15 protein-coding genes are annotated in these 13885 nt (G+C 73.0%); 8 read left to right on the top strand and 7 right to left on the bottom strand.

Annotated features, from left to right (window positions below; genetic code table 11):
* Window positions 1–41 precede the first annotated feature (41 nt).
* Window positions 42–284, top strand: coding sequence for a mycoredoxin (locus M8C17_RS25230; protein ID WP_151492942.1), 243 nt, complete (start codon window positions 42–44; stop codon window positions 282–284).
* Between the two features lie 65 nt (window positions 285–349).
* On the opposite strand, the gene M8C17_RS25225 is transcribed toward M8C17_RS25230, so the two are convergent.
* Window positions 350–1654, bottom strand: a complete 1305-nt coding sequence (locus M8C17_RS25225; protein WP_252419039.1) for an MFS transporter — start codon at window positions 1652–1654, stop codon at window positions 350–352.
* 217 nt (window positions 1655–1871) lie between these two features.
* Between M8C17_RS25225 and M8C17_RS25220 the strand changes: the two genes are divergently transcribed.
* From M8C17_RS25220 to M8C17_RS25210, 3 genes are all read left to right on the top strand, one after another.
* Window positions 1872–2852, top strand: coding sequence for a helix-turn-helix transcriptional regulator (locus tag M8C17_RS25220; RefSeq protein WP_252419038.1), 981 nt, complete (start codon window positions 1872–1874; stop codon window positions 2850–2852).
* A gap of 72 nt (window positions 2853–2924) precedes the next feature.
* Window positions 2925–3164 carry a DUF397 domain-containing protein gene (locus M8C17_RS25215; protein ID WP_252419037.1) on the top strand — a complete coding sequence of 80 codons (240 nt, stop codon included), beginning with the start codon at window positions 2925–2927 and terminating at the stop codon, window positions 3162–3164.
* A 213-nt stretch (window positions 3165–3377) separates the two neighbouring features.
* Window positions 3378–3653, top strand: coding sequence for a hypothetical protein (locus M8C17_RS25210; protein WP_252419036.1), 276 nt, complete (start codon window positions 3378–3380; stop codon window positions 3651–3653).
* Between the two features lie 126 nt (window positions 3654–3779).
* On the opposite strand, the gene nudC is transcribed toward M8C17_RS25210, so the two are convergent.
* Genes nudC through M8C17_RS25190 form a run of 4 tightly spaced genes read right to left on the bottom strand, consistent with a single transcriptional unit; the run spans window position 3780 to window position 8550 of the window.
* Window positions 3780–4727: an NAD(+) diphosphatase gene (gene nudC, locus M8C17_RS25205; RefSeq protein WP_252419091.1), complete on the bottom strand. Its 948-nt coding sequence runs from the start codon at window positions 4725–4727 to the stop codon at window positions 3780–3782.
* Window positions 4728–4773: 46 nt separating this feature from the next.
* On the bottom strand, window positions 4774–6117 hold the full coding sequence (locus M8C17_RS25200) for a pitrilysin family protein (RefSeq protein WP_252419035.1): 1344 nt from the start codon (window positions 6115–6117) through the stop codon (window positions 4774–4776).
* Window positions 6114–7424, bottom strand: a complete 1311-nt coding sequence (locus M8C17_RS25195; RefSeq protein ID WP_252419034.1) for a pitrilysin family protein — start codon at window positions 7422–7424, stop codon at window positions 6114–6116. The genes M8C17_RS25200 and M8C17_RS25195 overlap by 4 nt, the downstream gene beginning before the upstream one ends.
* Before the next feature lie 10 nt (window positions 7425–7434).
* Entirely contained in the window at window positions 7435–8550 is a 1116-nt protein-coding gene (locus tag M8C17_RS25190; RefSeq protein ID WP_252419033.1) for an LLM class flavin-dependent oxidoreductase, read from the bottom strand.
* 174 nt (window positions 8551–8724) lie between these two features.
* Here M8C17_RS25190 and M8C17_RS25185 point away from each other — a divergent pair, with 174 nt between their 5' ends.
* Genes M8C17_RS25185 through M8C17_RS25170 form a run of 4 tightly spaced genes read left to right on the top strand, consistent with a single transcriptional unit; the run spans window position 8725 to window position 11878 of the window.
* Window positions 8725–9786 (top strand): ABC transporter substrate-binding protein, encoded by a 1062-nt coding sequence (locus M8C17_RS25185; protein WP_252419032.1) that lies wholly within the window; start codon window positions 8725–8727, stop codon window positions 9784–9786.
* On the top strand, window positions 9783–10562 hold the full coding sequence (locus M8C17_RS25180; protein ID WP_252419031.1) for an ABC transporter ATP-binding protein: 780 nt from the start codon (window positions 9783–9785) through the stop codon (window positions 10560–10562). Before M8C17_RS25185 ends, M8C17_RS25180 begins: the two co-directional genes overlap by 4 nt.
* Window positions 10552–11436: an ABC transporter permease gene (locus M8C17_RS25175; protein ID WP_252419030.1), complete on the top strand. Its 885-nt coding sequence runs from the start codon at window positions 10552–10554 to the stop codon at window positions 11434–11436. Before M8C17_RS25180 ends, M8C17_RS25175 begins: the two co-directional genes overlap by 11 nt.
* Window position 11437: 1 nt before the next feature.
* Window positions 11438–11878, top strand: a complete 441-nt coding sequence (locus tag M8C17_RS25170) for an Rrf2 family transcriptional regulator (protein ID WP_252419029.1) — start codon at window positions 11438–11440, stop codon at window positions 11876–11878.
* 109 nt (window positions 11879–11987) lie between these two features.
* On the opposite strand, the gene M8C17_RS25165 is transcribed toward M8C17_RS25170, so the two are convergent.
* Entirely contained in the window at window positions 11988–12188 is a 201-nt protein-coding gene (locus M8C17_RS25165; RefSeq protein WP_252419028.1) for a hypothetical protein, read from the bottom strand.
* Between the two features lie 215 nt (window positions 12189–12403).
* Window positions 12404–13717: a DEAD/DEAH box helicase gene (locus M8C17_RS25160; protein ID WP_252419027.1), complete on the bottom strand. Its 1314-nt coding sequence runs from the start codon at window positions 13715–13717 to the stop codon at window positions 12404–12406.
* Between the last annotated feature and the right edge of the window lie 168 nt (window positions 13718–13885).

Raw genomic sequence — 13885 nt, 5'->3', positions numbered from 1 at the left:
TTGATCCGCAAGCCGGCGGCCGGAGGAGTTGGAGGATCCGCATGTTGACGATGTATTCCACCCCCTGGTGCGGCTACTGCCACCGGCTGAAGTCGCAGCTCGACCGGGAGGGCATCGGGTACGAGGTGGTCGACATCGAGCAGGACCCGAAGGCCGCGGAGTTCGTGATGAGCGTCAACGGCGGCAACCAGACGGTGCCGACGCTGCGCTTCGCCGACGGCAGCGCCCTGACCAACCCCTCGATCACTCAGGTCAAGCAGCACCTGGCGACCCTCACCGCCTGACGGCGGGTCACCATCGACGAGCGGCCGCCCCGCGTGGGGCGGCCGCTCGTCGTGTCCGCTGTCCGTCACAGGCCCGGTGGCCGCTGGGTACCGGTCGCCACCTGCCGGTCGGCGTCGTCGGCCGGGCGGCGGGGCGCCGGGAGCGCCGGGAGCGTCGGGCGGGTCGGTGGCGTGGGTGGGCGGGCACCGGACGGCGCGCTCAGGTGCCGGCCCCGCCAGAGGAAGCCGCCGGCGGCCATGGTGGCAACCCCGATCAGCGCGAACAGTGCCCGGTAGTCCACGAACCCGACCAGCAGGGCGCCCGCGCCGATGGAGAACGCCTGTGGCCCGCTGACCACCGCCTCGGTGGCCGCGGCCACCCGGCCGACCAGCCCCGGTGGGGTACGCCGCTGGATCAGCGTGTGCAGGCCCACCATGGTCAGCGGAAGCGAGACGCCGGCCAGCAGCACCGCCGCGAACCCGAGCCGCAGATCGGGGTACGCGAGCGCGAGCGCGGCCGGCCCGAAGAGCGCGACCCCGGCGGCCAGCGTGCCGACCTCGCCGAGCCGGCGGACCAGCGTCGGCGAGCAGAGCCCACCGAGCAGCCCGCCCACGCCCTGCACCGTGACCAGCACGCCGACGAAGGCGGCGTCCCGGTCCAGCCCCTGGTCGACGTAGGCGAAGATGAGCGACTCGCTGAAGCCCATCACCAGCGACCCGAGCCCGTAGCCGAGCAGTGCCCGGCGCAGGGCCGGCTCGCCGGCCAGGTGTCGCAGCCCGGCACCCAGCTCGGCCGGCCAGCGCAGCCGCACGGTCGGCGGCGCCGGGTGGGGGGTGGGCAGCGCGGCCACCACCGCCGCGGCGGTCAGGAAGCCGACCATCCCGATCCCGGCCAGGGCCCACCCGCCGATCGCCGCGTAGAGGGCCGCGCCGGCCAGCGGGCCGATCAGCCGCAGCCCCTGTCGTACGGTCTGCAGCACGCCGTTGGCCTCGGCCAGCAGCTCCACCGGCACCAACTGCCGGATCAGCCCGCTGAGCGCGGCGCTGAGCGTGATGTAGGACAGGCCGTACAGGGCGGCCACCAGGTAGACGAGCCAGACGTCGCCGGAGTCCCGGACCGTGAACAACGGGGTGAGCAGCACCGCGGTGACGAGGTTCGCGGCCACGAAGAAGGGCCGGCGCGGGTAGCGGTCGACGAACCAGCCGACCAGCGGCGCCAGCGTCATCGGGGCGATGACCGCGAAGATCGTCGCGCCGGCGAGCCCGTCGGAGCCGGTCAGGTCCTTGACCCAGATGGCGAGCGCGAGCAGCAGGATCGACTCGGCGGTCATGCTGGCCAGCAGACCGCCGAAGAGCAGGCGGAAGTCGGGTCGGCGCAGGACGGTGCGCATGGGTCCCTCCGGCGGGATGGCGTACGCGGGTGAGCGTGGTCGACGGGGCCGCGACCACGGGTCCGCCGCCCTCCGGCGTACCCGTGGTCCTGTTTTTCTGCAAGACACGCCCCCGCCGGAACGTCCGACGCCGGTCGCGCCGTCCATACTGACCGTGGGGGCCGAATTTCATACAGTTACCGTCGCGTCCGCGGCGGTCGACGGGAAAGAGGACACCGTGCCTCCTGCCGCACCCAGCCCGATCCTGCGTCGTCGCCGGTTGGGCGTAGAGCTGCGCCGCCTGCGCGAGGCCGCGGGCCTCACCGGGGATCAGGTCATCGAGCGGATCGGCTGGGCCTCCGCGTCCAAACTGTCCCGTCTGGAGAACGGTCGCAGCCGACCCGACCCACAGGATGTCGCCGATCTGCTCACCCTCTACGGCGCCGACGAGGCACTGCGGACGGAGCTGCTCGGGATCACCGGCGAGGCCGGCGACATGCGGGGCTGGCTGAAGAACTTTCCGGTGATGACCCAGCAGCAGCGCGGCTGGGCCGAGCTGGAGGCGGGCTGCGTGGAGATCTCCGAGTACAACCCCGTGCTGGTGCCGGGGCTGTTGCAGACCCCGGGGTACGCCCAGGTCCGGATCGTCTCGGCCCGTCAGGTCGCCGAGGGTGCTGGCGAGCCGGCGCCGGGCGAGGAGCCGGAGACCGAGGTGCAGGCGCGGCTGGCCCGCCAGTCGTTGCTGACCCGCGAGCCCGACGCGCCGCGCTACACGGCGGTACTGGAGGAGGCGGCCCTCGGCCGTCGGGCCGGGCCACCCGAGGTGCTGCGCGAGCAACTGGTCCAGCTCTGCGAGCTGGCCCTTCTGCCGAACGTGACGCTGCACGTGCTGCTGCGGGACACCCAGATCGGCCATTGGTACCTTCCGCCGACCGCGTTCTCCCTCTACCGGTTCGCCGATCCGCTCGATCCGGAGACGCTGACCATCGAAGGGGGGTTCACCGACGTCATGTCGACCGAGGCAATCGCACTAAATCGCTATAAAGTGGTGTTCGAGTGGCTATGCACGGCGGCACTGAACGCCTCGGACACCCTCTCCTGGCTGATCGAGGCGACGGGACGGCTGACCGAGGCGCCGCCCCCATCCACAGTGGCGTTCGGGCCGACAACGGCGCCGACCCAACGCCGCCGGGCCTCGGGGCGGCTGACGGAACGGTGATCCACGCGGGACCCTCCGTCGGGCGTGCGGCACCACTCGTCCCATCGGAGCGGTTCACATCAGGAGCGAACCATGAACGACATCCGCAACACGCCGTCCGTTCCCGCCCACCACCTGGCGGATGCCCCGTGGCGTACCAGCACGCGTAGCCAGACCTCCAACTGCGTGGAGGTCGCCCCGCTGGGCACCGGGCCGTCGGCTGTCGCACTGCGCGACAGCAAGGACCGGAGCGGCCCGGTGCTGCTGTTCAACCGGGCGGGATGGCTCGGCTTCATCACCGGAGCCAAGAAGGGCCAGTTCGATCTGAACTGATCCGGTAACCGGAACGGGGCCGTCGGCGTACTGCCGGCGGCCCCGTCGCGTTACCGGCCGCCGACCCCGCTGACCAGCCATCCGCCGATCAGACGAGGCTCGAAACCGATAGGCGCGTTTCAGTTGCTGAGATGAACACGCGGCGTAACATGGCCTTCGAGTACGTGGAACTTCCACACTGGCTCATCCGTCGCCGTTCATCCGGAGACCCTCATGCGGTTCCTGATCGTTCGCACCGACATCCGCGCCGTCGCAGACGGGGACATCGCCGCCGCCTGGGCCGACGGCCACCGACTCCGCGACGAGACGACCACGCCCGAACCACGCCGGCAGACCGTGCACGCCGAGGACCGGGACGCCGCGCTGCTGCTGGCCCGGGCCCTGGCCACGGTCGGCGCGGTCCGCGCCGGCAAGCAACGGGTCAAGGTCCTGCCACTCGGCGACGCCCGACCCGCCTTCCGGCTCCGACCGGGCCGCACCGGCACCTGACCCACCAGACGTCCGTCGTGATCGGATCGGCTCCCCCGCCGCGTTTCTCGCCCCAGCCGATCACGACGGCCCGTGTTCCCGGCCCGCGACCGCCGCGGCAACGGCGGCCGCGGGCCGGGACCGTGCTCAACGGTCGGTGTCCACCCAGCCGTCCAGCCAGCGATGGATGAGGAACAGCGCGATCGACGACGGCGGCGGCAGGATCAACTGCGCGCCGTCGCCCACGTCCACGGTCCGCCCGGCCAGCGCCGCCCCGATCTCCCGGCGGGAGAACCAGCGGGCGTACGCGATCTCGGACGGGTCGACCCGCACCGGGTCGGCCGGGTCGGCGGTCGCCAGGAACCCGAGCATCAGGGAACCGGGGAACGGCCATGCCTGGCTGCCCACGTACCCGATGCGCTCGACCCCGACGCCCACCTCCTCGCGGACCTCGCGCAGCACGGCGGCCTCGGCCGACTCCCCCGGCTCCACGTAACCGGCCAGGCAGGAATAGCGCCGACCGCCCGGGGTGCCCGGCCAGCCGGCGTTGTTGCCCAGCAGGCAGTGCCCGTCCGGACCGTCGACACCGTCGTGCACCAGCACGATCATCGCCGGGTCGGTACGCGGCCAGACGCGCCCGCCGTTGCGGTCCACCCGGGACCAGCCGGCCTCGTCCATCGCCGTCGGCGCCCCGGTGGCCGCCGAGTAGCCGTGCCGGGTGTGCCAGTTGACCAACGCCAGCGCGGTGGTGAAGATGCCGGCCTCCCGGTCGGCGAGCAGGTGGCCCACCTCGCGCAGGTTCACCGCCCGGGTGCCCGGCAACGCCGGCAGCGGCGTGTCGACCGCGAAGACCGGCACCCCGTCCGGCTCGACACCGAGGAACATCGCGATCGACTCGGACCCGGCCGGGACGTCGGCCGCCCGGAACAGCACCAGCGCCGGAGGCGACGCGTCGGTACGGGCCAGCGTCCGACCCTCGTCGGTCGAGTCGAGCAGGAGCACCCGGGCGCGTAGCCACGCCTCGGTCAGCCACTGCGAATCGCCGCGCCGGTGTGCGGCCCGGTCCAGCGTGGACCGGGCCAGCGGCGGCGCCATCTCCCCGCTCACGCCGCGCCCTCCCCGGCCCGCGTGGCCGGCCGGCTCACTGCGGCACCGGCTCGGTCCGGACCGTGGTCAGCGCGGCCAGCCCCGGGGTGATCCGCTCGGCGTCACCGAGCACCACCACCGCGGCCCGGGCCGGCGCGAGATACTGCGCCGCCGCCCGCGCGACGTCGTCGACGGTCGCCTTCGCCAGCCGGGCCGCGTACTCGGCGAGGAAGTCCAGGCGCAGTCCGCTGCCGGCGTACACGCTGGTCAGCGCCGCCAGCCCGGCCTGGGTGGACATGCCGAGCTGGAGGGTGCCGAGGGCGTACTGGCGGGCCTGCTCCAGCTCCTCGGGCTTCGGCGGCAACGACGCCAGCCGGCCCAGCTCGTACGTCGTCTCCAGCAACGCCGGGCCGGTGACCTCGGTGGCCACCTCGGCGGCGGCGACCAGCACGGACCCGGCCACCGAGTGCTCGATCACCGAGTGCGGGCCGTAGGTGTAGCCCTTGTCCTCGCGGATGTTCTCCACCCAGCGGGAGGAGAAGTAGCCGCCGAAGACCAGGTTGGCCAGTTGCAGCGGAGCGTGGTCGGGATGGGTGCGCGACACGGCCGGCAGCGCGATCCGCAGCGAGGACTGCACCGAGCCGGGCCGGTCGACCAGCAGCAGCGGCCCCGGCTCCAGCGGCGGGGTGGGCGGCAGTTCGGCCGTGCGGCCCGCGCCCTTCCAGTCGCCGAGCGCCCGCTCGGCCGCGTCCAGTGCCCGCTCCGGCTGCACGTCGCCGACGACCACCAGCTGCGCGCCGGCCGGGTGGACCCGCTCGGCGTGCAGGCTGCGCAGTGCCGCCGGCCGGACGGCACGGATCTGGCCGGGCTCCGGGGTCTGCGTGGCGTACGGGTGCCGACCGTAGACCCGCTTCAGCAGCGCCTCCCGGGCCAGGTGCGCCGGTTGGCTCTGCGCCACCTGGATCCGGTCGATCAGCCGGTCCCGCTCGGTGGCCACGTCGTCGCCGGGATAGCTGGCACCGGTCAGCACCTCCGCCAGCAGCTCCAGCATCCGGTCCAGGCCGGTGACCAGGCCGGCGCCGGACAGCATCAGCCGGTCCGGGTCGACGCCCGCGGAGAGCCCGCCGCCCACCTTCTGCAGCTCGGCGGCGATCTGCACGCTGGTCATCGACTCGGTGCCGGAGAGCATGGTCTGCGAGAGCATCGCCCCTCGCGCCAGGTGGGCCCGGCCGAACGGGACCCAGAGCCGCAGCTCGACCAGTGGCACAGCGGGCCGGCGTACCGCGATCACGGTGAGGCCGTTGCGCAACGTGCGTTCGGCCTGCTTGGGCACCTTGAGCTTGCGGGTGGGGCCGAGCGGCGGCAGCGTACGCGGCCCGGGAACGACAGTGGCGGTCATCGGGCACCTCCGGCGATGACCTCGACCGCGGCGCGGCGCTCCGGGCGCAGGGTGGCCGCGGCGGCCCGGACCTGCTCCTCGGTGACCTCGCCGACCAGCCGGGGCAGGTCGTTGAGCAGCCCCGGTTCGCCGCGTTGCTGTTCCAGCACGGCCATCCGCAGCGCGCGGCCGAGCACCGCGTCGGTGTCCCGCAGCAGGTGGGTCGCCATCCGGGCCTGGGTCCGGGCCAGCTCACCCTCGGTCAGCCCGTCGGTGGCCAGTCGGTCCAGCTCCTCGTCCATGGTGCGCAGCACCTTGTCCACGTCGCCGCCGGGCGGCAGGTGCGCCTGGAGCAGCAGCGCCGTCGGGTCGCGCACGTCGAACGGGTCGCCCATGAAACCGAGGTAGCCGCCGAGGCTGGTCACCGTGCGGTCGCGCTGGACCAGCCGCTCGACCAGCCGTGACGCGTCGCCGTCGGTCAGCACCTCGGCCAGCACCACGTACGGCAGGTAGCCGGCGAAGTCGGTGACCGGGTCGGGCACCCGCCAGGCGCCGGCCACCGCCGGCAGCGGCGCCAGCTTGTCCGTGTACGAGGTGCGGCGCTCAGCGGTCAGGTCGGGCTCGGTGAAGTCAGGCCGCCGCGGTGCGGGACGGGCCGGCACGTCACCGAAGTGGCGGGTGACCAGCTCGGTCGCCTCGGCCACGTCGATGTCGCCGCTGACCGCCAGCACCGCGTTGCCGCTGGCGTAGTAGCGGCGGAAGAAGTCCGCGGCGTCGGCGACGGTCGCCGACTCCAGGTCGTCGAAGGAGCCGTAGCCGTCGTGCGCGTTGGGGAAGGTGTCGAACATGACCGGCGGCAGGGTCAGCCAGGGGAACCCACCGTACGGCCGGTTGAGCACGTTGACCCGGATCTCCTCCTTGACCACGTCGACCTGGTTGCGCAGGTTCTCCTCGGTCAGCCGGGGGCCGCGCATCCGGTCCGCCTCCAGGAACAGCGCGCGCTCCAGCGCGTTGCTCGGCAGCGTCTCGAAGTAGTCGGTGTAGTCCAGGTGGGTGGAACCGTTGAAGGTGCCGCCGGCGCCCTGCACGTGCCGGAAGTGGGCCAGCTTCTCCAGATTCTCCGAGCCCTGGAACATCAGGTGTTCGAAGAGGTGGGCGAAGCCGGTGCGCCCCTCCGGCTCGGACCGGATGCCGACGTCGTAGACCACCGCCACCCCGATGACCGGGGCACTGCGATCGGGGGTGAGGACCACCCGCAGGCCGTTGTCGAGGGTGAACCGCTCGACCGGGTACTTCGTCGCTGGAATTCTGGATCTCCGCGCCGCCACGGGATCGACCCTAGCGCGTCGGCACCCCCGCCACGGGCGACCTCCGCGGAGCAGCCGCCACCGGGTTGGCCACCAGCGGCAGCACCTCGGCGCCGACCCGCTCGGCCTCCTCCCGGTGGGGCCAGCCGGAAAGGACGAACTCGTCCACGCCGAGCGCCGCGTACTCGTCGATGCGGGCCGCGACCTCGGCGTAGCTGCCGACCAGCGCGGTGCCGGCACCCTCGCGGACCAGGCCGACTCCGGCCCAGAGGTTCGGTGCGACGGTGAGCCCGTCGGTGCGGCCGGCGTTCAGCGCGGCCATCCGGGCCTGCCCGACGGAGTCCATCCGGCGGAACCGGGCCTGGGCGGCGGCGATCCGCTCGCGGCTCATCCCGGCCAGCAGCCGGTCGGCTTCGGCCCACGCTTCGGCACTGGTGGGCCGGGCGATGACGTGCAGCCGGAGGCCGGTGCGCAGGGTGCGGTCGTGCTCGGCGGCCAACGCCCTGATCCGGTTCACCCGCGCGGCGATCGCGGCCGGCGGCTCGCCCCACATCAGGTAGACGTCGGCCTGCCGGGCGGCCACCGCCTCGGCGGTCTGCGACGCTCCGCCGAAGTAGACCGGCGGCGGGTCGGTCAGGGGGTTGGCGAGGCCACCACCGTCGACGCGGTAGTGCGCGCCGGAGTAGTCGAAGGGCCGGCCGGCCCAGGCGCGGCGGAGCACCTCGATGAACTCCCCGGTGCGTGCGTACCGGTCGTGGTGCCCGAGGAAGTCGCCGTACGCGCGCTGCTCGGCGGGATCGCCGCCGGTGACGATGTTGAGCGACAGCCGGCCGCCGGAGACGGCCTGGAACGCCTCGGCCTGCTGGGCGATCAGGGTCGGCAGCGCGAAGCCGGCCCGGACGGCGACCAGCATGCCGAGGCGCTCGGTGTGCTGGGCGACCGCCGCGCAGACGATCCACGGGTCGGGACAGCCGGCGCCGACCGGGGTGAGCACGGCGGCGAAGCCGTGTGCCTCGGCGGCCCGCCCGACCTCGGCCAGGTACGCCACGGTGGCGGCCCGGTCGTGTCGGGCGGCACCCGCTGTGACGGTGGCGGCACCGACCTGGTCGCCGTCGCCGGAGGTGGGCAGGAACCAGTGGAAGGTCATCGGGAATTCGCCTCTCTACCGGTCGCCGAGGTGACGCTTACCCTAGCAAGCCAGTAGGAAATACCGACATATCTGAGACGCGGCTTCCCGGCATGTGGATGACTCTTGACGCTGACCACGGTCTGGCCCACTCTTCCTACCAACTAAGTAGGAATACTGCGGATTGGATGGACGATGAGACGGCTCCCTCTGCGCCGGTTGGTCACCCTGGCCACCATCGCCGCCCTCGGCGCGGCGACCCTGGGCACCGCCGCGTGCGGCGACGACAGCGAGGGCGCGGGCGGCAGCTCCGGCCCGGTGACGCTGCGACTCGGCTACTTCCCCAACATCACCCACGCACCGGCCGTCGTCGGCGTGGAGAAGGGCATCTTCGCCGAGAAGCTCGGCGCGAACGTGAAGCTGGACCCGAAGACCTTCAACGCCGGCCCGGCCGCCATCGAGGCGGTCTTCTCCGGAGCGCTGGACGCCACCTACATCGGCCCGAACCCGACCGTGAACGCGTTCTCCAAGTCCAAGGGCGAGGCCGTCCGGGTCGTCTCCGGTGCCGCCTCCGGCGGCGTGGCGCTGGTGGTCAAGCCCGGCATCACCGGCGTCCAGGACCTGAAGGGGAAGAAGATCGCCACCCCGCAGCTGGGCAACACCCAGGACGTGGCGATCCGCTACTGGCTCAAGCAGCAGGGGCTGACCACCACCAAGGAGGGTGGCGGCGACGTCAAGATCGTGCCCCAGGAGAACGCCCAGACTGTGGAGACGTTCAACAGTGGCGCGATCGACGGCGCCTGGGTGCCCGAGCCGTTCGTCTCCCGGCTGGTCAACGCCGGAGGCAAGGTGCTGGTCGACGAGCGCGACCTGTGGCCGGACAGGAAGTTCGTCATCACCAACCTGCTGGTCAGCACAAAGTTCCTCAAGGCGCACCCGGACGTGGTGCAGAAGCTGGTCGACGGTCAGGTCGCCGCGAACGAGTTCGTCAACACCAAGCCCGACGAGGCCCAGCAGGCCATCTCCGACGCGATCGGAAAGATCACCGGCAAACCGCTGGACCTGAAGCTGATCAAGCAGGCGTGGCCGACGTTGGAGTTCACCAACGACCCGATCTCCACCTCGCTCAAGGCCGGCCTCGACCACGCCGTCGACGTGGGGCTGACCGAGCCGGTGGACCTCAAGGGCCTGTACGACCTCACGTACCTCAACACCGCCCTGAAGGCGCAGGGCAAGCCCGAGGTCGTCCAGCCATGACGTCGACCACGACGGCGCCGGGGAGCGCGACCACCGCGGTCGCGCTCGCCGGCGTGACCAAGGTGTACGGACGCGGCGCGAACGCCGTACTGGCCCTGGACGGGGTGTCACTCGACGTGGCGCCGGGTGAGTTCGTCTGCCTGGTCGGGGCGTCCGGCTGTGGCAAGAGCACCCTGCTCAACCTCGTCGCCGGGCTGGACCGGCCAACCGGCGGGCAGATCGGGCTCGCCGGCCAGGCCAGCCCGGGGCTGATGTTCCAGGAGCCGGCGCTGTTCCCCTGGCTGACCGTCGAGGCCAACGTGGAGGTGCCGCTCAAGCTGCGCGGGCTCCCCCGGGCCGAGCGCCGCGAACGGGTCGCCGAACTGCTGCGGACGGTGCACCTGGCCGACTTCGGCCGCAAGCGCCCGCACGAGCTGTCCGGCGGGATGCGGCAGCGGGTCGCACTGGCCCGCACGCTCGCCCTGGACACCCCGGTGCTGCTGATGGACGAGCCGTTCGGCGCGCTGGACGCCATGACCCGGGACATCCTGCACGACGAGCTGGAACGGATCTGGTCCGAGCGCAAACTCTCCGTGCTCTTCGTGACGCACAACGTCCGCGAGGCCGCCCGGCTGGCCGACCGGATCATCCTGCTCTCCAGCCGCCCCGGCCGGATCATCTACTCCACCGAGGTGGACATCCCGCGCCCGCGGCGGATCGACTCCCCCGACGTCGCCGCCATCGCCGCCGAGGTCACCGAGCGGCTCCGTACGGAGGTGGGCCGCCATGGCCAGTGACACCCTCACCAATACGGCGCGCACCGACGCGCAGATATCCGGCCTCGACGCGCTGGAGATCGCCGGCCGGGACAAGGAAACATCCCGGGGCAGCCGGCTCTGGGCGGCCACCTGGCCCAAGCTGGCCGCCCTCGCCATCGTCATCGCGGCGTGGCAGGTGGTGGTGTGGTCGGGCTGGAAACCGCCGTACTCCCTGCCCGGGCCGCTGGTCGTCGGCCGTGAGCTGCTGGCCCAGGCCCAGGGGCCGCAGCTCTGGGAGGGTCTGCTCACCACGCTGCGCCGAGCCGCCGTCGGGTACGTCTTCTCCGTCGCGGTCGGCCTGCTGCTGGGCCTGGCGGTGGCCCGGTCCACGGTGCTCCGCGCCGCCATCGGCTCGATGATCACCGCGTTGCAGACCATGCCGTCGATCGCCTGGTTCCCGCTGGCCATCCTGCTGTTCGAGCTGAGCGAGAAGGCGATCTTCTTCGTGGTGGTGCTCGGCGCGGCACCGTCCATCGCCAACGGGGTGATCTCCGGTGTGGACTACGTGCCCCCGCTGCTGCTGCGCGCGGGTCGCAACCTGGGCGCACGGGGTCTCAACCTCTACCGGTACGTGATCGCACCCGCCGCGTTGCCGGCGATCGTCGCCGGGCTCAAACAGGGGTGGGCGTTCTCCTGGCGCAGCCTGATGGCGGGTGAGCTGATCGTGGTCGGCATCTCGCAGACCTCACTCGGCGCCCAGCTCACCTACTCCCGCGAGCTGTCCGACGCGCCCTGGCTGCTCTCCACCATGATCGTCATCCTGGTGCTCGGCCTCGTCGTGGACGCCGCCTTCGGTGCGGCGGACAAGGCGATCCGACGCCGCTGGGGCGTACTGGACCAGGCTGGTCAGTGACGTGTACGTCTCCGCGCGCAGCGACTACGCGCTCCGGGCGATGCTCGCCGTCGCCGCCGGTCACGGCGGCGGCGGCGAGGGTGGTGGCGGCGAACTGGTGAAGGCGGCCAGTCTCGCCGAGGTGCAGGAGATACCGCTCAGCTTCCTCCAGGGCATCCTGCTCGACCTGCGCCGGGCGGGCCTGCTGCTCAGCCACCGGGGCAGCGACGGCGGGTACGCGCTGACCCGCCCCGCCGACGAGATCACCGTCGGGGACGTGCTGCGAGCGGTCGGCGGCTCGCTGACCACGGTGCGCGGGCTGCCGGCCGAGCGGGCCGGATATCACGGGGTGGCCGCCGGGCTCACCGACGTGTGGCTGGCGGTGCACGGGGCGATCGCCACCGTGGTCGACAGCACCACCCTCGCCGACCTGCTCACCGACCGCGCCCCCACGGCCTTCTGACCGCGACGAGGCGGTGTGGTCGGGCCGGTGCCCCGCCGACCCGACCACACCTCGTACCGATCCTGACCGGGCCTGCCCCTCCGCCGGCACCGGTCGGTCCGGCCGCTGCTCAACCCACGTGTGCGACCGTCGGACCGGAGCCCGGGTCGCCGGGGGTGTGCAGCTCCACCAGACCGGCGGGAGGGTTACCCGCCGGGGTGGCATGCCAGGGTGCGAAGGCCGCAACCATGGCGAGCAACAGCCCGGCGAGCGCGACCGCGACCACCAGGATCAGTTCGCGCAGTGCCCCCGAGCCGGCTTCGCCCGCCATGGTCACCCCTCCCGTGCCGGGTCCCCCGCCCGACCTCCCCCCGCGGGTCAGCTTCGACCACCGACGGCCGTGGCACAGTCAGGCAACCGACCCCTCCGGGGCTGATTACCGACGCAGCCGACCGGCCGGACGGGCAACCACCCGCACCAGGACGGCGGCACAGACAGACCGACCCGCCCGGCCGAAGCGGGGCGGGTCGGTCTGCGGTGTACGGATCAGACGGTGCGCGGGCGGCGCGGGCGGCGGGACCGGCCCGACGCGCGGTGCGCGGGGCGGGCGCCACCGTCGGCGACCGGGCCACCGGCGGTACGTCCCCGGCCGGCGGCCGGCGGCGGTGCGGCGATGGTCACCGGCACGCCCGACGGCTCGCGGGCACCGGTCACCCGGGCCAGCGCCCCGTCGCCCGGGCGCACCTGGACCGACTCGGGCCGGATGCCTGCGGTGGCCATCAGGCGGGACACGTCCCGGCGCTGCTCGGGCAGGACCAGGGTGACCACGCTGCCGGACTCACCGGCCCGTGCGGTGCGGCCGCCCCGGTGCAGGTAGTCCTTCGCCTCGGTCGGCGGGTCCACGTTGACGACCATGTCCAGGCCGTCGACGTGGATGCCTCGGGCCGCCACGTCCGTGGCGACCAGGGCGGTCACCTGCCCGTTGCGGAACTGCTCCAGGATCCGGGTGCGCTGCGGCTGGGACTTGCCGCCGTGCAGCGCGGCCGCGCGTACCCCCTTGGAGAGCAACTGGCGGGCGAGCCGGTCGGCGCGGTGCTTGGTGCCCATGAACAGGATGGTGCGGCCCTCGCGGGCGGCGATCCGGGTCAGGGCGTCCGGCTTGTCCACCGCGTCGACGTGCAGCACGTGGTGGGTCATCGCGGTCACCGTGGCGGTGCCCGGGTCGACGGAGTGCGTCACCGGGCTGCTCAGGAAGCGCCGGACCAGCCGGTCCACGCCGCCGTCCAGGGTCGCCGAGAACAGCATCCGCTGCCCCTGCGGCGCGACCTGCTCCAGCAGCTTGGTGACCTGCGGCAGGAAGCCCATGTCGGCCATCTGGTCGGCCTCGTCCAGCACGGTGATCTCGACCTGGTCGAGCCGGGCGTCGCCACGGTTGATCAGGTCGTGCAGCCGGCCGGGGGTCGCCACGACCACCTCGGTGCCGGCGCGCAGGGCGTCCGCCTGACGCTGCAACGACAGCCCGCCGACGACGGTGGCGCAGCGCAGCCCGACAGCCCGTGCGTACGGGGCGAGCGCGGTGGTGACCTGCTGGGCCAGCTCCCGGGTCGGCACCAGCACCAGGGCCAGCGGGCGACCCGGCCGGGCCTTGCGGCCGGCGGTGCGGGAGAGCAGCGGAAGCCCGAAGGCGAGGGTCTTGCCGGAGCCGGTGCGACCCCGGCCGAGCACGTCCCGACCGGCGAGCGAGTCGGGCAGCGTGGCCGACTGGATCGGGAACGGCTCCGTGATGCCCTGCGCGGTCAGCGCGCTGAGCAGCGCGGGCGCCAGACCGGTATGGGCGAACGAAGGAATAACAGTGGTCACGCAGAAGCCTTCCTCGACGCGGCACGTGTCGAGGGAGGGCGCCGAGGACGGCGCTGTCACCGGCGGACAAAGACCGCCAGGACTCACAAGCACGAACCGAAGGTTGTACGGGCCGGCCCGCCGCCGGGCCGCCGCCTGCTCACGCAGGTCGACGGCGGGGCGGGCCGG

The organism is Micromonospora sp. RHAY321 (genome assembly GCF_023896955.1).
Classification (GTDB): Bacteria; Actinomycetota; Actinomycetes; order Mycobacteriales; family Micromonosporaceae; genus Micromonospora.
This window is presented reverse-complemented; position numbering and strand designations above follow the sequence as displayed.